Annotated in this window: 16 protein-coding genes and 1 other annotated feature; of the genes, 5 read left to right on the forward strand and 11 right to left on the reverse strand. The window is 38.1% G+C overall.

Translation table 11 applies throughout. The features are described from left to right. Positions 1–6: 6 nt before the first annotated feature. From IGJ04_RS06795 to efrA, 3 genes are all read right to left on the reverse strand, one after another. The gene (locus tag IGJ04_RS06795) at positions 7–498 is read right to left on the reverse strand and encodes a gamma carbonic anhydrase family protein (protein ID WP_002355129.1); all 492 of its coding nucleotides are present in this window, start codon (positions 496–498) and stop codon (positions 7–9) included. A gap of 243 nt (positions 499–741) precedes the next feature. Further along, positions 742–2,511, reverse strand: coding sequence for a multidrug efflux ABC transporter subunit EfrB (efrB, locus tag IGJ04_RS06800; RefSeq protein WP_002373098.1), 1,770 nt, complete (start codon positions 2,509–2,511; stop codon positions 742–744). Further along, positions 2,508–4,235, reverse strand: coding sequence for a multidrug efflux ABC transporter subunit EfrA (gene efrA / locus IGJ04_RS06805; protein WP_010707113.1), 1,728 nt, complete (start codon positions 4,233–4,235; stop codon positions 2,508–2,510). The genes efrB and efrA overlap by 4 nt, the downstream gene beginning before the upstream one ends. 228 nt (positions 4,236–4,463) lie before the next feature. On the opposite strand from efrA, the gene IGJ04_RS06810 reads away from it, so the two are divergent. The 3 genes from IGJ04_RS06810 to rnjA all read left to right on the forward strand — a co-directional run bounded on the left by IGJ04_RS06810 (position 4,464) and on the right by rnjA (position 7,054). Continuing rightward, positions 4,464–4,850, forward strand: a complete 387-nt coding sequence (locus IGJ04_RS06810; RefSeq protein ID WP_002355126.1) for a YbaN family protein — start codon at positions 4,464–4,466, stop codon at positions 4,848–4,850. Positions 4,851–5,154: 304 nt separating this feature from the next. Further along, positions 5,155–5,367 (forward strand): DNA-directed RNA polymerase subunit epsilon, encoded by a 213-nt coding sequence (locus IGJ04_RS06815; RefSeq protein WP_002355123.1) that lies wholly within the window; start codon positions 5,155–5,157, stop codon positions 5,365–5,367. Position 5,368: 1 nt separating this feature from the next. Next, positions 5,369–7,054: a ribonuclease J1 gene (rnjA, locus tag IGJ04_RS06820; RefSeq protein WP_002355122.1), complete on the forward strand. Its 1,686-nt coding sequence runs from the start codon at positions 5,369–5,371 to the stop codon at positions 7,052–7,054. Between the two features lie 105 nt (positions 7,055–7,159). Here rnjA and IGJ04_RS06825 read toward each other — a convergent pair whose 3' ends face one another. The 4 genes from IGJ04_RS06825 to IGJ04_RS06840 all read right to left on the reverse strand — a co-directional run bounded on the left by IGJ04_RS06825 (position 7,160) and on the right by IGJ04_RS06840 (position 10,232). Beyond that, positions 7,160–7,360 carry a cold-shock protein gene (locus IGJ04_RS06825; protein ID WP_002355121.1) on the reverse strand — a complete coding sequence of 67 codons (201 nt, stop codon included), beginning with the start codon at positions 7,358–7,360 and terminating at the stop codon, positions 7,160–7,162. A 153-nt stretch (positions 7,361–7,513) separates the two neighbouring features. Beyond that, positions 7,514–8,212: a RadC family protein gene (gene radC / locus IGJ04_RS06830; RefSeq protein WP_010713780.1), complete on the reverse strand. Its 699-nt coding sequence runs from the start codon at positions 8,210–8,212 to the stop codon at positions 7,514–7,516. A gap of 54 nt (positions 8,213–8,266) precedes the next feature. Beyond that, positions 8,267–8,926 carry an HAD family hydrolase gene (locus IGJ04_RS06835; protein WP_016626772.1) on the reverse strand — a complete coding sequence of 220 codons (660 nt, stop codon included), beginning with the start codon at positions 8,924–8,926 and terminating at the stop codon, positions 8,267–8,269. After that, positions 8,910–10,232 carry a bifunctional folylpolyglutamate synthase/dihydrofolate synthase gene (locus tag IGJ04_RS06840; protein ID WP_002355117.1) on the reverse strand — a complete coding sequence of 441 codons (1,323 nt, stop codon included), beginning with the start codon at positions 10,230–10,232 and terminating at the stop codon, positions 8,910–8,912. The genes IGJ04_RS06835 and IGJ04_RS06840 overlap by 17 nt, the downstream gene beginning before the upstream one ends. 248 nt (positions 10,233–10,480) lie before the next feature. Here IGJ04_RS06840 and IGJ04_RS06845 point away from each other — a divergent pair, with 248 nt between their 5' ends. Beyond that, on the forward strand, positions 10,481–13,045 hold the full coding sequence (locus IGJ04_RS06845; protein ID WP_016618038.1) for a YfhO family protein: 2,565 nt from the start codon (positions 10,481–10,483) through the stop codon (positions 13,043–13,045). After that, positions 13,038–13,637, forward strand: coding sequence for a TVP38/TMEM64 family protein (locus IGJ04_RS06850; protein ID WP_430598468.1), 600 nt, complete (start codon positions 13,038–13,040; stop codon positions 13,635–13,637). Before IGJ04_RS06845 ends, IGJ04_RS06850 begins: the two co-directional genes overlap by 8 nt. Positions 13,638–13,683: 46 nt before the next feature. Here the strand turns inward: IGJ04_RS06850 and IGJ04_RS06855 are convergent, their stop codons facing one another. The 4 genes from IGJ04_RS06855 to thiI all read right to left on the reverse strand — a co-directional run bounded on the left by IGJ04_RS06855 (position 13,684) and on the right by thiI (position 19,261). Then, complete coding sequence (locus IGJ04_RS06855) at positions 13,684–16,326, reverse strand: valine--tRNA ligase (protein WP_078122470.1); 2,643 nt, start codon at positions 16,324–16,326, stop codon at positions 13,684–13,686. 102 nt (positions 16,327–16,428) lie between these two features. Continuing rightward, positions 16,429–16,668 (reverse strand) — a binding site (T-box leader). Between the two features lie 49 nt (positions 16,669–16,717). Next, entirely contained in the window at positions 16,718–17,206 is a 489-nt protein-coding gene (gene tpx / locus IGJ04_RS06860; RefSeq protein ID WP_438840060.1) for a thiol peroxidase, read from the reverse strand. A 63-nt stretch (positions 17,207–17,269) separates the two neighbouring features. Beyond that, entirely contained in the window at positions 17,270–17,917 is a 648-nt protein-coding gene (locus tag IGJ04_RS06865) for a redox-sensing transcriptional repressor Rex (RefSeq protein WP_002365189.1), read from the reverse strand. Between the two features lie 129 nt (positions 17,918–18,046). After that, positions 18,047–19,261 (reverse strand): tRNA uracil 4-sulfurtransferase ThiI, encoded by a 1,215-nt coding sequence (thiI, locus tag IGJ04_RS06870; protein WP_010707108.1) that lies wholly within the window; start codon positions 19,259–19,261, stop codon positions 18,047–18,049. Positions 19,262–19,375 lie beyond the last annotated feature (114 nt).

Here is a 19,375-nt window from a genome sequence, read left to right on the forward strand (position 1 = left end):
CTAATTCTATGTTAGTTTCGGGTATTTTTGTTGGCGAAATTCTTCTGCTCGTTGAATATAATGTAAGGCGTTCGTATGATTACTGGCTATTTCTGCTGCCGTTAACGGACGGATAACCTTCGCGGGTCGACCAAATGCTAAAACATTTGGCGGGATAATTTTGCCTTCTGTCACTAAAGAACCCGCACCAATCAGGCTGTTTTCTCCAATAATAGCATTATTTAGAATCGTTGAACCCATGCCAATCAAAGCACCATCACCGATTTTACAACCGTGTAACATGCATTGATGGCCCACCGTTACATACTTGCCTACAATTGTCGGGGCATCTTCATCAACATGAATAATCGTGCCATCTTGAATATTACTACCTTCACCAATGGTAATTGTGTTACTGTCACCTCTTAAGACCGACTGAAACCAAATATTACTATCCTTCGCTAGTTGTACGTTTCCATAGACATCTGCACTAGCAGCAATAAAATACTCTTTTTTCAAACTCTGTCACCTCTTTTCATTAAGTATAGACAAGAATCCCTCACTTTCATAGTAAAAAAGACAAGAAAAGAGCGTGGGACAAAAATCACTTTGGATTTTTGCTCCACGCTCAAAAACTGATAAACGGCGGGAACAAAAGCAACTCCTTCGGAAATAAGCCGGAATTCTCCAAAAATTACAGAACAATTTTCGGAGATTCCTTCTTATTTCTCGGAGTTAAACGCTTCTGTCCCGACCTCATTTTTATTCCTCATAGTCGCCTTCTTCAGCAAATTGACTATTGTATAGTTTTTCATAGAAGCCACCTTGTTCCAGCAACTCATGATGCGTTCCTTTTTCAATGATTTCTCCTTGTTTCATAACAAGAATTAAATCAGCTTCACGAATAGTTGATAGGCGGTGGGCAATAACGAAACTCGTTCGTCCTTCCATAACACGATCCATTGCTTTTTGAATTAAGGCTTCCAAGCGTGTATCGACTGAACTAGTCGCCTCATCTAAAATCAAAATTTTTGGATCAGAAATTACCGCTCGGGCAATGGTCAACAATTGTTTTTGACCAAGGGAAACGTTATCTCCCTCAGAATTGATTTCCATTTCATACCCGTCTGGCATTGTCCGAATGAAGTGATCCACATTGGCCGTTTTCGCTGCATCCACAACTTCATAATCCGTGGCATCCAATTTCCCAAAACGAATGTTATCGGCAATGGTACCTTTATACAACCAAGCATCTTGCAATACCATTCCAAATACAGATCGGACATCACTACGGTTCATTTTTTTTGTGTCAATACCATCAATTTTAATGGCGCCTTCTGTTACATCATAAAAACGCATCAGTAAGTTGATTAAGGTTGTTTTCCCAGCGCCAGTTGGTCCCACAATCGCAACCATTTGGCCCGCATCAACTTTAAAGTTCAAATTACGAATTAACGGTTTTTCTGGGTCATAACTAAAGCTGACATTTTCAAATTCAACAGAGCCTAAAATAGGTTCTGGTAAAGGAACATCTTGTTCGTTAAGTTCTTCTTCTGGTTCATCTAGGATTTCAAAAATCCGCATGGTCGAAGCTGAAGCGCTTTGTAAAGCTGCAGACAACTGCGTAATATTCCCCATTGGTTGGCTAATTTGCCAAATATATTGAATAAACGCTTGTAACTGCCCCACTACGATCACACCAGCAACCACATAGTAACTACCAAGGACAGCTACCCCGATATAGGTCCCATAAGCGGTCATTTGAACCAATGGCAACATTAATCCTGAGATAAAGGATGCTTTGAAACCAAAACCATTTAAACGATGATTGACTTGTTTAAAGCCTTCAAGGGTTTCTTTTTCCCGACCATATAGTTTTAAAACACTGAACCCAGTCATATTTTCTTGGACATAACCATTTAAGTCTCCTAAAGAATTTTGCATTCCTTGGAAATATTTCTGGGAGATTTTAACAATTGTTCTGGAAATAATCAGAGACAACGGAATCATAATCACTGAAAAAATCGCCATCAGCGGATTGATTAAGAACATCATCACTACCGCCATCACAATCCCTAGGACTGCCGAAACAATATTAATAAAACTTTGTTGCATCGCATTGCTGACAGCATCCACATCGTTCGTCACCCGTGACAAAATATTTCCTTGTTGGTTCTTATCAAAATAAGAAACGGGCAAACGATTGATTTTTTCTTCAATATCGCGACGTAAATCGCGCATGGATTGTTGAACGACATTCGTCATTAAAAAGCCTGACAAAAATTGTGCCACACAATAACCTGTTCCCACAACTAAAATCCAAATTAAACATTGGATTACATAATCAAAATTAATGGATTCGCCAGCAGCAATATTACGGCTAATTTCTGTCGTTGGTAATCCAGTCAAATAAGGCAACGCTGCATTAAAGGCAACGGTTAATATGGTAAATAAAATAACTAAATAAAACGTCAGTCGGTACGGTTTAATATAGCGACCGATTCGTTTCATAGAAGAAAAGGCGTGTTTCATGCTAATTCCTCCTCTGACAATTGAGAAGCCGCAATATCATAGTAAATTGGACAAGTCTCAAGTAATTCACGATGTGTGCCAATTCCGACCACGTCGCCTTCGTTTAAAACAACAATGCGGTCCGCATGCATAATTGTTCCAACACGTTGTGCCACAATTAAAACAGTGGATTCTGTTGTTTCTTTTTTCAGACGCGCTCGTAAATTTGCATCTGTTTGATAATCTAACGCAGAAAAACTATCATCAAATATATAAATTTCCGGATTGCGAATAATCGCCCGTGCGATAGCTAAACGTTGTTTTTGACCACCAGAAAAGTTCGTGCCACCTTCTGAAAGAGGTTCATCATAGCCTTGCGGTTTTTGTGAAACAAATTCTGTAGCTTGAGCAATGTCAATTGCTCGTTCCATTTCTTCTAACGTCGCATCTTCCTTACCGTAGCGAAGATTATCAGCAATTGTACCAGTAAAAAGTAACGCTTTTTGTGGAATATAGCCAATCTTATTGCGTAATGCACTAAGTTGGTAATCTTTTACGTTCACTCCATCGATTAAAATTTCACCTTCTGATACATCATAAAACCGTGGAATCAATTGAATTAATGTTGATTTCCCACTACCTGTGCTCCCAATAAAGGCCACTGTTTCACCAGGTGACGCCTTAAAACTTACATTGCGGATAACTGGGCTTTCCGCATGTCCAGGATAGGCAAAGGTTACATTTTTAAACTCTAGATAGCCTTTAGTAGCTGTTTCTGTTACGCCTTCTTCTTCACGAATAGCTGGTTCCATGTCTAAGGCTTCTTGAATCCGCGAAGCCGAAACCGCAGCCCGAGGATACATCATAAAGACACTGGCAAATAACATAAACGAGAACAGCGCATGGAAAATATATTCAATAAAAGCTATTAAATTCCCAACTTCTAAATCCCCGTGGCTGATTTGAACAGTCCCGCTCCAAATGATTAAGACCATCACAATATTAAATAAGAAAAAGAAGCCTGGTTGGGCTGCTGCCATTAAACGAAACAGACTTTTTGAACTTTTAGTGTAAGTTTCATTGACTTTATTAAAACGAGATTCTTCAAATTTTTCATTAACAAATGCGCGTATTACCCGCAATCCAGAAAGATTTTCTCTTAAAATCCCATTGATTCCATCTAAGTTCTTTTGTTGCTTTTTAGATAACGGTTCTGACAAACGAGCAATTCCGACAACTGCTAGCAGCAGAAAAGGCAAGGCACCTAAAACGTACATTCCTAACGACGGACTCGTTCGCATCACCATGTAAAGACTGGCAATAAACATCACTGGCGTCATAAAGCCAAGACGTAAAATATTTCCCATGAAGAGCATAATTTGGTATGCATCATTGGTCGTTCGCGTAATTAAGGAAGAAACCCCAATACTTTCATATTCACTATGTGAGAAAGTTTGAATCTTTTCAAATAAATCATCACGAATATCACGAACAATGTTTGTTGTAATTCTGGCACCAAAGTACCCCAGCAAAATATTCATTGCGACACCAATAATCGTAATTACAACCATCCAAATCCCTTGCTGATAAATATAGTCCATATCTTTAGGAATAATTCCTTTGTCAATCATTCGTGCTAAAATGGTCGGCAAGCCTAATTCAATTAAAATAAAACCAAACACACAAATAAAATCAGCGAAAAGTAATTTCTTATAACGCATTGTGTAACGCCACATTAACTTCAATTAATCATCTCCTTCTTATCTTACTTTAAATTTTCTAGTACTCCCACTGTATCAAAAAGAAATCGGTAATACAAGCTGTCTGGCTAGAAAAAACAGCCTTTCTCTTTCTATCCTTTCTCTTTTAGATTTTCTAAAAAATAGATAATTTTAATGATTTACTTATACGATTAAAATTGCTACTTCCTTTTGATTGTGCCATAATTTGGAAAAACTGAAAGGACCCTTTGAATGAAAAAATTATTCTTCATTTTTCTCGGTTCCTGTACGTTTGCTTTAGGCACGTTAGGAATCTTTTTGCCGCTTTTACCCACCACTGGTTTTTATTTATTAACGGCCTTTTTTTGGATGCGTAGTTCAGATAAACTTTATAACAAATTTTTAGCTTCTTCTTATTATCAAAAATATATCCAAGAAGCCTTCTTTGAGAAAAAAATTACTCGTAAAGGCAAATGGAAACTATTTATTTCCATGTTTCTTTTATTTGCCATTCCGTGTTTAATTGTCCGAAATACGTTGATGACTACGACTTTAGCGATTGTTTATTTAGCTCACGTGATTGGCTTAAGTTGGTATTGGCGTCCTAAAAAAAAGGCACTCGAACTTGATCAAGAATAAGGCGAAACAAGAAGTTTGTTTTTTTTAAAAGTCCAGTGAGTGTTTCTATACTTCCTTATCATTCTATGATAAAATAAGCTTAATTGTTGTTATTCACAACACACGGGACGGTTGAAAAAGAACACATAAAATCAAATACCCAGAATGAAGCAAAGTCGAGGCTTCATTTCATCATTAACAGATGTTTTTGATGAGCATTCTTTTTTAGGTGATCAGCACCTCGTTTTGTTGTGTTTAATTTTCTGTCTTAAAATGAAAAAAACTATAAATTGCTACTATTAGTAGCTGAAGGAGAAATGAATCGATGATTTACAAAGTATACTATCAAGAAACAAAAATCAGAAACCCAAAAAGAGAAGACACAAAATCTCTTTACATGGAAGCCGATAGCGATGTAATCGTGCGTCAATTAGTTGAAGAAAATACCCCATACAATATTGAATACGTTCAATTATTAGACGAAAAACATCTTGCTTACGAGCAAGAACATGCGGACTTCACTCTAACGGAGTTTTAACATGAAAGTAAACATAAAAAATAACGAAACTGGCGTTTTTGCAATCGGTGGTTTAGGCGAAATTGGAAAAAACACATATGGGGTACAATTCCAAGATGAAATTATCATTATTGATGCTGGGATCAAATTCCCAGAAGATGATTTACTTGGGATTGACTACGTGATTCCAGATTATAGCTACATCGTTCAAAATTTGCATAAAGTCAAAGCACTCGTTATTACCCACGGTCATGAAGACCATATTGGTGGCGTTCCTTATCTTTTACGTCAAGCGAATATCCCAATCTATGCGGGACCACTAGCCTTGGCTTTAATTACCAACAAACTAGATGAACATGGTTTATTGCGAGAAGCGGAATTACACGAAATTAATGAAGATACGGTGATTCGTTTTAGAAAAACAGCGATTAGTTTTTTCCGAACGACTCACAGTATTCCTGATGCCTTGGGCGTTGTGGTTAAAACGCCTTCTGGTAACATTGTCGCAACAGGTGACTTTAAGTTTGACTTTACACCCGTTGGTGAGCCAGCCAACTTACACAGAATGGCGAAATTAGGTGAAGAAGGCGTCCTTTGTCTTCTTTCAGACAGTACCAATGCTGAAATACCCACCTTTACAAAATCCGAAAAAACAATTGGGACCTCTATTTTAAAAATCTTTGAAAAAATTGATGGTCGGATTATCTTTGCCAGTTTTGCTTCAAACATTTTCCGTTTACAACAAGCTGCTGATGCAGCCGTGAAAACCGGTCGCAAAATTGCTGTTTTTGGTCGTAGCATGGAAAATGCCATTGTCAATGGCGAACGCTTAGGCTACATCAAAGTGCCAAAAGGAACGTTTGTCGATGCGGCGGAACTGAATCAATTGCCAGCAAATGAAACAATGATTTTATGTACTGGCTCTCAAGGAGAACCTATGGCCGCGCTTAGTCGGATTGCTAACGGTACACACCGCCAAATTAGTATTCAACCAGGCGATACGGTTGTTTTCTCAAGTTCACCAATTCCTGGGAATACGACAAGCGTTAACCGTTTAATCAACTTATTATCTGAAGCCGGTGCAGAAGTTATCCACGGAAAAATCAATAATATCCATACTTCTGGTCACGGTGGACAAGAAGAGCAAAAATTAATGCTTCGCTTGATGAAGCCTAAATATTTCATGCCTGTTCATGGTGAATTTAGAATGTTAAAAATCCATGCTTCGCTCGCTCAAGATACAGGGGTTCCTGAAGAAAATTGCTTTATCATGGGCAACGGCGATGTCTTAGCTTTAACGGCTGATAGCGCACGTCCTGCTGGTCACTTCAACGCTAATGACGTGTACGTTGATGGAAATGGTGTCGGCGATATCGGGAATGTTGTTTTACGGGATCGTCGTATCTTATCTGAAGAAGGTTTAGTTTTAGCGGTAGCAACGGTTGATATTAAAAATAAAGAAATTATGGCTGGTCCAGACATTCTTTCCCGTGGTTTTGTCTACATGCGTGAGTCTGGTGATATGATTCATGAAGGCCAACGTCTTTTATTCAATGCTCTACGTGAAGCAATGAAAGATAAAAACTGTACCGAAGCAAAATTAGGCGAAGCCATGACGACCGCTTTACAGCCTTTCTTGTTTGAACAAACAGAACGTCATCCAATGATTCTGCCAATGATTATGACTGCCACAGTTAGTGATCAATAAAGCTCTCATTTAATAGAGAAGAAAAATGGACAAACATTTTTCTTCTCTATTTTTTCTAACAAAAAAACACCTAACATGCGTTAGGTGTTTTTGGATTATTTTTTATTAGTTTTTTTCTACGTTAACTGCTTGAGGGCCACGGTCTGAATCTTCAACATCAAAAGTCACTGCTTGACCTTCTTCTAAAGTTTTGAAACCATCACCTTGGATAGCTGAGAAGTGTACGAATACGTCGCTTCCGTCTTCGCGTGAGATAAACCCAAAACCTTTTTCTGCGTTAAACCATTTTACTGTTCCTTGTTCCATTCTTTTGTTCCTCCTCGTGCATTTGCACATAAATAGTCGTAACTTTGCTCGCTTCCAATAGAATATTTAAAAAAATTTAAAAAGTCTACATAATTCCAAACAAGATTACCCTTTCATTTTACACGTGATAAAATATTTTTGCAAGAATTGTCCTCATTCTGAAGCAAAAAAATTCTCTTCTCTCAAACTAATGTATCCGCTATCACCAACAATAATATGATCCAACAATTGAATCCCCATCATTTCGCCACATTCTTCCATTCGTTTGGTAAATTGAATATCTTGTGGAGACGGTGTCGGATTGCCAGATGGATGATTATGAGCTAATAGTATGCGAGCAGAAGAATATTTAACCGCTTCCCGAAAAATTTCGCGTGGATGAGCAATACTTTGATTCAGTGATCCTTTGAAAATCGTTTTCTGTTGGATAATGTCATTCTTGGTATTCAAGTAAATACAAATTAAATGTTCTTGTTGCAGCCCCTTCATCTCTTGGAGTAATCGTTGAGCGACTTGTTGACTAGACGTAACTTTGCCAAATTTGATTTGACTACTTTGATAAATTCGACACCCCAATTCAATGGCCGCACGTAATTCAATGGCTTTCACTTGGCCAATGCCTTTAATAGCCATTAACTCGTTCAACGTGGCTTGCTGGAAATAAGAAAGTTGCTTAAACTGTTTTAATAGCGTTGCGGCAACAGTCATCACGTCTGCTTCTTTTGAGCCAGTTCGTATCAGAATCGCCAACAACTCTTGATTCGATAATGCTTTTTCTCCTATCGCTAAGAGCCGTTCTCGTGGTAAACAATCACTCGGCATCTCGCGAATAAATAGATCCGATACTTGCATAAAAAACCTCCTTTGCTAGTCATTAATAAACTACGCAAAAGAGTGTTGTTTTTATTATTTTAAATAATGTGGCGCTTGATGTAAACTCTCCAAGACATGTAATGTTTTCTCTTGGATAACTTCAGTTGGTTGCAATAAATCAGGTACCATGATCACTGGAATGCCCGCACTATGAGCCGCACTTACCCCATGAAATGAGTCTTCGAAAATCAAGGTTTTCGGGGCTTCTGTTCCTAAAAGTTGACGAGCTTTTTGAAAAATTTCTGGGTCCGGTTTTGCTCGTTTAACATCCTCTGCTGAAACGATCCCTACAAAACGATCCTGAATCCCAGCATGGCTTAATAACATTTCAATTGCTGGACGGACGTTACTTGAAGCAACTAATCGAGGAATTTTTTGATCATCTAAAAAGTCGAGGAATTCCACCACCCCTGGTTTTAAAGGTACATTACCAGATTGAAACTCTTGCAGGGTATCCTCATAAGAACGGCGGATAAATTCTTCCACTGTGTCGTGACCATAGGATGCATAAATACGTCGGTAATTCTCTTGTACTTCTTCATCGGAAATCCCAACATAGTCTAAATAGACTTCTTTACTATATGGTAATCCCATTGCATCTGCTACTTTTTGAGTAGATGTATAGTAAATCAACTCCGTATCAAAAAGCAACCCATCCATATCAAAAATTACGCCATCAAATTTCTTCATCATTTCCTCCTATAGTTAAAAGTAATTCTCTTACTTGAGAAACAAAATATAATGAACCTGTTACTAATAATAAATCATCTGTCGACATTTTTTCTAAAATTTCGCCTAAACCAAATTGCCATAAAGACACAATTTCTGTTAAATCGTCTTCATATTTTTCCATTTCTGTAAGTGCAATAGCTTTAGGGTAATCAAAGCTAGTTAAGTAAAGATGCGCATTCGGTACTTGCTTTAAGTCCTGAATCATCTCATCCACATCTTTAGTTGCTAAAGCTGAAAATAAAATATGAATCGTGTGTTGCGGAAACTCTTTGCGCAAGTTTTCAACTAAGCGTTTTACTGCATGATCATTGTGGGCACCATCTAAAACAATCAACGGTTCATCACTAAGACGTTCCATTCGAGCTGGCCATTGCGCTTTAGCTAACCCTTGAGTAATGTCTCGTTCTTTAAACGGCAAATGTTGTAGTTGGCAATACTTGTCAAATAATTGAATAGCTACCGCCGCGTTTTCTACTTGGTGACGCCCCAACAAGGGAACTTTAATTTTTGTCAGTTTGCCCATTTCTCCATAGAAATTAAATACTTCCCCCCATTGTGTGTCAGGGTGTAGATATTCCACTTGATACTCTTTGCCAAAACGAAAAATTGGACTCTGTTTTTCTTGTGCGACTTTTTCAATGACTGCTAGCGCATCAGCACAAATATTGCCTGTTACTACTGGGACTTTTTCTTTAATAATACCCGCTTTTTGATAGGCAATTTCAGCAATTGTTTCACCTAAAATTTCTGTGTGATCCTTCCCAATTGTCGTAATTCCCGTCAATAATGGCTTCACGACATTGGTGCTATCAAGTAATCCACCTAAGCCAACTTCAACAACTGCGATATCCACTTGTTCATTCACGAAATAGTCCAAGGCCATTCCTGTCAATGTTTCGAATTCTGTAATTCCAGCCACTTCAGTGATCTGGTCTAATTCTTTAATGATTGGTTGATACTTTTCCACATAGGTAATCAATTGTTCGTCTGAAATTGGTTGACCATTTATCGCAATTCTTTCATTAAATGATTCAATATAAGGAGAGGTAAAGGTTCCGACTTTCAAGCCCATTTCTTCTAATAGACAGCGTAAATATGTCACGGTTGAGCCTTTACCATTGGTTCCTGCGATATGAATCGTTGGCACTTTGTTTTCTGGATGATCAATTTTTTCTAATAACGCATTGATCCGATCCAAACCAGGTCTTGAACCAAAGGGTAACCGGCTATGAATCCATTCAATGGCTTCTTCTATTGTTAATTGCATCTTGTCCAACTCCTTGTCTTCTTCTACATTATAACTAAGTTAGGTGACTTTTTCACTAATAACCAATTGAAACTTTTTCTTGAAAACTTTTTGCATTTTTCATAATTTTGCGTTATTAGCGGATACATTAATGAACTTATGGTAAACTAACATTCTGGATGGTTCATTCCAGCCAGCCAATTAAAAACTATTTTTAGAGCGTTCAACACGCTTATTCATGATTTTTTTATAAAGGTGGACTTATTTTGATGAAAAACAAATCGAAGCTTTTATGGTTAGGAAGTTTTTTCTTGCCGTTTTTACTTCTGTTGCTTGTATGGATGACATTACAACTTGCGCCTTTTGGTGACAACAACTTATTAGTTAGTGATTTAGGCACACAATACATGCCTTTCTTGAGTTTTTTAAAACGCTCTTTTCACGAGGGAATAACTACATTCTACTCTTTTTCCAATGAGATTGGTGAATCGATTGTTCCTTTGGCAGCCTATTACTTACTGAGCCCTTTTAATGTATTGGCTTTCTTTTTTCCTTATGAACAATTACCTATAGCAATTTTATGGATTATTACCTTAAAACTTGCCTTGATGGGCACTACGATGTTTAGCTATTTAAAATACACTTATCAAAAAGTTGATGGCACCACGTTACTTTTTTCAACGTCCTATAGTTTCTGTGGCTTTGTCACCGTCTATAGCCAAAACTTTATGTGGTTAGATGCACTGATTCTATTCCCGCTTATCTTATTGGGACTCCAACGTTTATGGGATCAACGTAAATGGGGCTTATACAGTATAACCCTGTTTTTAGCGATTGTGACGAATTACTACATGGGTTATATGATTTGTCTCTTTGCTGTTTTGTACAGTATCTATTGGTTCTTTAAAAAGAATACCCAAGCCCATGCTATTCGGCAATTTTTTAAACAAAGTCCGTTATTCATCCTCGTTTCTTTTTTAACAGGAACCGCAACTAGCTTTTTATTATTACCTGCAGCAGAAGGGATGCTTTATACAAAAAAAGCAGATTTTGATGTCTCGACGTTCTTTTTAACGCCTAAGTTCAACACTTCGTTTTTCTCGCAATTAGGCTTAGGTTCTATTAATTATGAGTTGCGTTTAGACCATTTACCAACCGTTTTTGCTGGATTATTTGTGACACTCCTCTGTGTTGCCTATTTTCAAACGAAACAAATTGCGTTAAAAGAAAGAATAGCTTCAGCAATTCTTTTATTCATTCTCTTTTTAAGCTTTTGGTTAGAAGCCTTTAACACTGTGTGGCACATGTTTCAAAGCCCAGCTGGGTTCCCTTACCGAAATGTCTTTATCTTTAGCTTTTTATTGATTGTCTTTGCCTATGAAGTTTGGCTTAAAAAAGTGACCATTCCTTGGACCGCACCTATTATTTTTAGTCTGCTGTTAGTCATTGGCTACGGATCTTTGTATTATGGTCCACAAAAGAATCTCTTAATTTCGATCAATTATTTATGGCTAAGTTTACTTTTTATTTGGTTGATTTTCGTTTGCTTGCGTTTAGCACACAAAAAGGCCTTAAGAAACTATGTAGTCGTGGCTTTATTCTTACTGGTCAGCACAGAATTAACAACGAATTTCTGGATTTCTTTTAAACACATGCCCTTTGGTAGCCAAGCGACATTTGCCCAAGATTACCGAAAACACAGCCAATTAATCGATGAAAAAATGGCCTCAGCACCAGAACTTTATCGCATGAAACAAGTCATTCCTTCCAAAGAAACAGGGTTCCGTGAAATCAATAACGGCTACAATAATCCTTTACTTTATGGCTATGCTGGCGTTTCTAGCTATACTTCGACTTTAACTGCCACTACCCAAGACACATTAAGTGCGCTAGGTTTATATCGAAAAAATGATCGCCGGATTGCCTATGTGGATAATTCACAACTAACCAATTTACTTTTAAATGTGAAATATGACTTTTTACCAATTGAAAAACCTACGAGTGAAAAATTGCTAAAAACAGTTGGTTCCACGAAAATCATGGAAAATGATGAAGCGATCGGTATGGGCTTTTTGGCGCCAACCGCATTAACCAAGTTAAAATTAGCAAAAAATAATCCTTTAGATGCCCAAGAAGAACTCCTGCAAACGCTCGTGCCGACGGATAAACCTTACTTTAAAACAGCTTCGTTGATAAATGAACCTCATCATACCAACGAAACAATTGAAGCAACCTTTAAAGTGAATAGCACTGGTGACTTGCATCTTTATATTCCGAATTTAAAATGGAAAAAGGTTACACAATTGAAGGTAAACCAACAAGTTATCTCGACGCCGATTTATATTGCAACCAATCAACTGTTCAATTTAGGGCATTTTGAAAAAGGAACTACCGTGACCCTGTCACTAACTGCTGAACAAGTGGTTGATTTAACCAATTGGCAACTTCAAACTTTAGACCAAACAGCCTTTAATCGTGCGGTTGACAAATTACGTCAACAAGCTCTTCACGTGAATGCAACTAAAAAAGGCCATTTAAATGGCGCACTGAATGTACCTGGAAATGACACTCAGTTACTGTATACATCCATTCCTTATGACCAAGATTGGCAAGTCAAATCGTCGGTACAAAAAGAACCCTTAAAAACACAACGCATTCTAGGTGGCTTTTTAGCTGTTGAAGTCCCAGCTGGCAAACAGCAGTTAACCTTTGCCTATCATCCAAGAATGATTTATCTCGGCACTGCCGTCAGCGGAACGATTTTACTGGGAACGGCTGGTTATCTTGGCTTTAAAAAATACCGTCGAAAACGTCAGGAGGCCACTCATGACTAATCAGAAAAAATTTTTAAATGGACTCATTCGGTGGTTACCCCTAGTGGGACTGGTGCTTTTCTTCGGCTTAATTTTATGGGGATATTCCAGAGGAATTTTTCATTCTGTTGCTTCCTTGCAAGCTTTTATTAAACAGTTTGGTAACTATGCGGTTCTGTGTTTCATTCTTTTACAAATCGTCCAAGTGATTATCCCTATTCTACCTGGAGGAATCTCTTCTGTTGCAGGAATGTTGATGTTTGGCAATTTGCAAGGCCTTTTGTATAGCTATCTTGGATTGATTATTGGTGAGTTTGTTGGCTTTTTACTGGTTCGTTACTATGGACGTAGCTTTGTAAAAATAATCCTTTCACCCAATAAATACAAAAAATTTGAAGAGATTTTGGACAAAAATGAACACAATGTCAAAAAGCTCTTAATCTTTACTATGTTAGTCCCCTTCGCTCCAGATGATATTGTTTGTTTAGTGGCGGGAATTACAGATATTTCTTTAAAGGAATTCATGAAAATTGTTCTTTTATTGAAATTCTGGTCTGTGGCTACTTACAGCTATTTAATGTTGTATTTGTTTCAATTATTTGGCAAATTATAACAAAAAGACAACAAAACCAACGTTTGGTTTTGTTGTCTTTTCTATTTTAGATTGAACGTAATTGGGCAATCCGTTCTTTGACAGCCTCTTGTTTTTCAAGGTAGTCCTTTTCTTTTGCACGTTCTGCTTCCACGACCTCATCTGGTGCGTTTGACACAAAACGTTCATTTGAAAGTTTGCCTTGCACACGTTTGACTTCTTTTGTCCATTTGTCTAATTCTTTTTCTAAGCGAGCAATTTCTTCTTCAATATTAATCAAACCAGCTAATGGTAGGAATAGTTCTGCGCCTGTTAAAACAGCGGACATGGCTAATTCTGGCGCTTCTATTTCACGACTGATGACTAATTCCTCTGGGTTACAGAAGCGTTCTAAATAGCTAGTATTAGCTGTTAAAAATTCTTCTACTTCTGTATCGTTTGTTTTAATTAACAAGGTAATTGGTTTAGAAAGTGGTGTATTCACTTCTGCTCGAATATTCCGAACCGAACGAATAACTTCTTTCAGAACTTCCATTCCTCGAGCTGCTGCTTCATCGTTAAATTCTTCATGAACAACTGGGTACTCTGCCACAACCAATGACTCACCTTGATGCGGAATTTTTTCCCAAATTTCTTCTGTTACAAACGGCATAATTGGATGCAATAAACGTAAGATTTGATCCAATGTGTACACCAAGATGCTCCGTGTTGTTTGTTTAGCTACTTCATTGTCTCCGTAAAGAATCTCTTTACTCATTTCAATATACCAATCACAGAAATCATCCCAGATGAAGTTGTATAATTGGCGACCTGCTTCACCGAATTCAAAACGATCAAATAATTCTGTCACACGGGCGACCGTTTCGTTTAAGCGCGTTAAAATCCAACGATCAGCGACAGTCTTTTCACCACTAAAGTCAATATCTGCAGCAGTCATACCTTCTACATTCATGATAACGAAGCGACTTGCATTCCAGATCTTATTGATAAAGTTCCAAGAAGCATCCATTTTTTCATAACTAAAACGAACATCTTGACCTGGAGCTGAACCATTTGATAAGAACCAACGCAATGCATCTGCGCCATATTTTTCGATGACATCCATTGGATCAATCCCATTCCCCAATGATTTACTCATTTTGCGTCCTTGCTCATCACGAATTAAGCCGTGAATTAAGACATTTTGGAAGGGACGTTCACCTGTAAACTCTAAGCTTTGGAAAATCATACGACTTACCCAGAAGAAGATGATGTCATAGCCAGTAACTAATGTGCTTGTTGGGAAGTAACGTTGATAATCTTCGCTTGCTTCATCTGGCCAACCCATCGTTGAAAATGGCCATAATGCAGAACTAAACCATGTATCTAAGACGTCACTATCTTGAACCCAGTTTTCACTGTCGGCTGGCTCTTCCATCCCAACATACATCTCGCCCGTTTCTTTGTGATACCAAGCAGGAATTTGATGGCCCCACCATAATTGTCGCGAAATAACCCAATCATGTACATTTTCCATCCAACGTAAAAATGTTTGATTGAAGCGTGGTGGATAAAATTCAACAGCGTCTTCTGTTTCTTGATTTTTCATTGCTTTTTCAGCTAATGGGCCCATTTTTACAAACCATTGGGTCGATAAACGTGGTTCCACGACAACACCTGTTCGTTCTGAATGACCCACGCTGTGATTCATTGTTTCGATCTTAATTAAGCGACCTAGTTCTTTCAAGTCAGAGACAATCGCTTTACGTGCGGCAAAACGATCCATTCCTTCGTATTTTCCAGCCAGTTCATTCATCGTGCCGTCTTCGTTCATAACATTTACTCGAGGTAAGTCATGACGATTACCGACTTCAAAGTCATTTGGATCATGGGCAGGTGTGATTTTTACAACCCCTGTTCCAAATTCCATATCTACATAGTCATCTGCAATAATTGGAATTTCTTTATCCACTAATGGCAAGACAACTGTCTTACCAATAAGTTCTTGATACCGTTCATCTTCTGGATGGACCGCAATCGCCGTATCTCCCAACATTGTTTCAGGACGCGTTGTCGCAATTTCAACAACGCCAGAACCATCTGATAATGGGTAGCTCATATGGTAAAAAGCTCCTTCAATATCTTTATGGATTACTTCGATATCAGACAATGCTGTTTTCGCTTTCGGATCCCAGTTAATGATATATTCACCACGGTAAATCAAATCTTTCTCGTAAAGAGAGACAAACACTTTACGAACGGCCTCAGATAGCCCTTCATCTAAAGTAAAACGTTCACGGCTGTAATCTAAAGAAAGGCCCATTTTTGCCCACTGTTCACGAATGTGAGAAGCATATTCTTCTTTCCATTCCCACACTTGATCAACAAATTTTTCACGACCTAAGTCGTAACGTGAAATTCCTTGTTGTGCTAGTTTCTCTTCTACTTTTGCTTGCGTGGCAATTCCGGCATGGTCCATTCCTGGCAGCCATAACGTATCAAAGCCTTGCATTCTTTTTTGGCGGATAATCATATCTTGTAATGTTGTATCCCAAGCATGCCCTAAGTGTAGCTTCCCTGTTACATTAGGTGGTGGAATAACAATTGAATAGGGCTTCGCTTTTTTGTCGCCACTTGGTTTAAATAAATCTTGATCTAGCCATTTTTGATAACGGCCAGCTTCGATTTCTGTCGGTTGATATTTCGTTGGTAAGTTTTTTTCTTCTGACATTTTTTCCCCTTCTTTCTTAAAATACGCGATTTGGAGCGGTAATTATTTTACAAATGAGTTTTTTGGGCTAAACACTAAAATACGCCCTAAAATACTTTCGTATTTTAGGGCGTAGATTCATCTTATTTACGCGGTACCACCTAAATTGCATTTGAATTGAATTCATTCAAATGCCACTCATTCGTGAGATAACGTTCACGAAACGAATCGTTCTACTAACGTACTGTGTTCAAACCATTGACTCACAAGCTACCTTCTCACTGGTTGTGTAAAAGTCTTGCACCTGAACGACTTTTTCTCTAAAACGACGCCAATGATACTCCTCTTGTTCGCTGTCTTTGCTTCATTCTACAATGAAGCGCAAGCAAAGTCAATTTGTAATCTAGAGGGATTACACTTTTTTTGCAGCTTCTAACGCTTGTTGATAATCGGGTTCCGACGAAACTTCTGAGACGATTTCTTCATAAACTAACGTTCCTTCTGGGTCAATCACAAAAATAGCACGTGCTAAACGGCCCATTTCTGGAATATACAAACCATAAGCTCCACCAAATGAGTCTTCAGTATCATGAAGCATTTCCATTTCGACACCCTCAGCGGCACACCAATTTGCTTGTTCTTCGACTGTATTATTAGAAATCGTGATAATCTGAACACCGTCTAATTTCGCCGCTTCTTGATTGAAACGTTTCGTTTGCAGTGAACAAACACGTGTGTCGATATCAGGAACCACACTAATTAAAACCGTTTTACCTTTATAATCTGCCAAGTTGATTTCTTGGTTGTTTAAATTTTTCAAAGAAAAGACGGGGGCTTTTGTGCCAACTTCGGGCTGTTCACCTGTCAATTCTAATACGTGCCCTTTTCTTGTAACATTCATTCTGAAATCCTCCTTTTCCACTTTCAATAATAAGTATAGTAGAGGATTTTTATGAAGACAATTTTATTGCTTTGGGCTATTTGCTAGTGAAAAAGTTTCATTAAAATAAATCAGTGTTTGCAGTTCCGTTGTTAAATCAATATATTGCACACTAACGTTGGCTGGCACACTGACACGGTCTGGCGCAAAATTTAAAATCGCAGTCACACCAGCTTGTACAATTTTGTCGATGGCTTTTTGGGCATGGTGACTTGGTACTGTAGAAATAGCTACCGTGACCCCTTCTTGTCGAACGAATGCTTCTAACTCAGACATATCATGAACTAATAACCCATTAATCGTGGTGCCAACTAAAGCTGAATCATTATCAAAAGCACAGACAATATTCAAATTCTCGTTGCGTCTAAAATTATTTTTTAATAATGCCTTGCCTAAATTGCCACAACCAATCAGAGCAATTCTTTTTTCTTCTTGCGTATTTAAAATATTACTAAATACCTCAATTAAATACGGCACATCGTAACCATAACCGCTTCGGCCCAGTTCACCAACGTGGGAAAAATCACGCCGAATCGTTGCAGAAGGAATCTGGATCATTTCACTAAACTCTCGTGATTTAATGCGTTTAACACCAGAATCCCCTAACATTTTTAAATAACGTAAATAAACCGGCAAACGTTTTGCCGTTGCTTTAGGCATTTTTTTCTCCATCCTCTGTCCTCCTTGTTACCTACTTCACATATTCAGTTTATCACGGTTCCCCTCTCCGAGCAACTTGTTTGTGAAATAAGTACAAAATAAATACAGTGACGTCTAAGCGACCGTCACTGTATTTATTTCTTATAGGAAATCTGCAAATTCGTCTTCTTGTTTATCTTTCGCTGTTTCTGCTGAAATCTCTGTAATTTTGAGTCCTTCTAAGGCCCGAGCCATTAAACCTTCCAAGTCTAAGCGCGCTTCATAATCTTGCGCTTTATCCAAGCGAGGTCGTGTTTTCGGTTGCGGTGGCGCAAAAATTGTACAACAATCTTCGAAGGGTTGGATGGCTAATTCAAACGTGTCAATTTTTTCGGCAATTTCGATAATTTCTGTCTTATCCATTGAAACAACGGGTCGAATTATCGGTGTTGAGGTAACCTCATTAATTGCTACCATACTTTGAAGTGTTTGCGAAGCCACTTGTCCTAACGATTCACCATTAATAATGACTAAACCTTTCCGCATTTCACGAATTGCATCTGTTAAGCGTAACATTAAACGTCGTGTTATGGTCATTAAGTAGCCTTGGGGAACAACTCGTTTTATTTCTTCTTGAATTTCTGTAAAGGGCACTTCAATAAATTGAATAGTTCCTACATAAGGGACTAATTTTTCAGCTAAATCTTTAGCCTTTTGTAACGCTTGTTCACTTGTATAAGGTGGACTAGCAAAATGGACAGCTTCCACTTCCACGCCACGTTTCATAGCTAAATAACCTGCAACTGGTGAATCAATGCCTCCTGACAACATCAACATACCACGACCACTGGTGCCCACTGGCAATCCACCCGCACCACGAATCGTTTCATAAGATAAATACGCCGCATCTTTACGAATTTCAATTCTTAAGTTAATATCAGGCTTTTTCATTTGTACTCGAATTTCCGGAATGGCTTCAATAACAGCCCCACCTAATTCTTGATTCAAGCCATTTGAATCAAGTTCAAATGAATGGTCCGAGCGTTTAGCAGTAATTTTGAACGTCTTACCTGGCGTATAAACTTCCCGAACAACCTCTTGAACCATTGCACGAATCGCTGGCATTTCTTTTTCAATACGAATACTTGGCGAAAAATTTTGAATCCCAAACACTTTACTTAGTTTCGGAATCACTTCTTCACTATCTTCCCCATTTAATAAAATATGCATTCTGTCTCGATCTGCATGGATTTTCAATGCTGGAAAATCAGCTAACGCACGTTTCACATTTTGTGCTAACTGCATGATAAACGTTTTACGATTTTTTCCTTTAGTTGATAATTCGCCATAGCGAACCATAATTTCTGTATACTTCACTCAATTAATTCCTCTCTGTTCCTGTATCTTCACAGGTCAATGTCTTTGCAAATTATACATCAAATAAGGGGCGTTTTTCTAGTGCTTAGTCGAAAAAAATAGTTGATTCATAAG

The sequence above is a fragment of the Enterococcus sp. AZ050 genome (genome assembly GCF_051715085.1).
In the GTDB taxonomy this organism is placed as follows: domain Bacteria; phylum Bacillota; class Bacilli; order Lactobacillales; family Enterococcaceae; genus Enterococcus; species Enterococcus faecalis.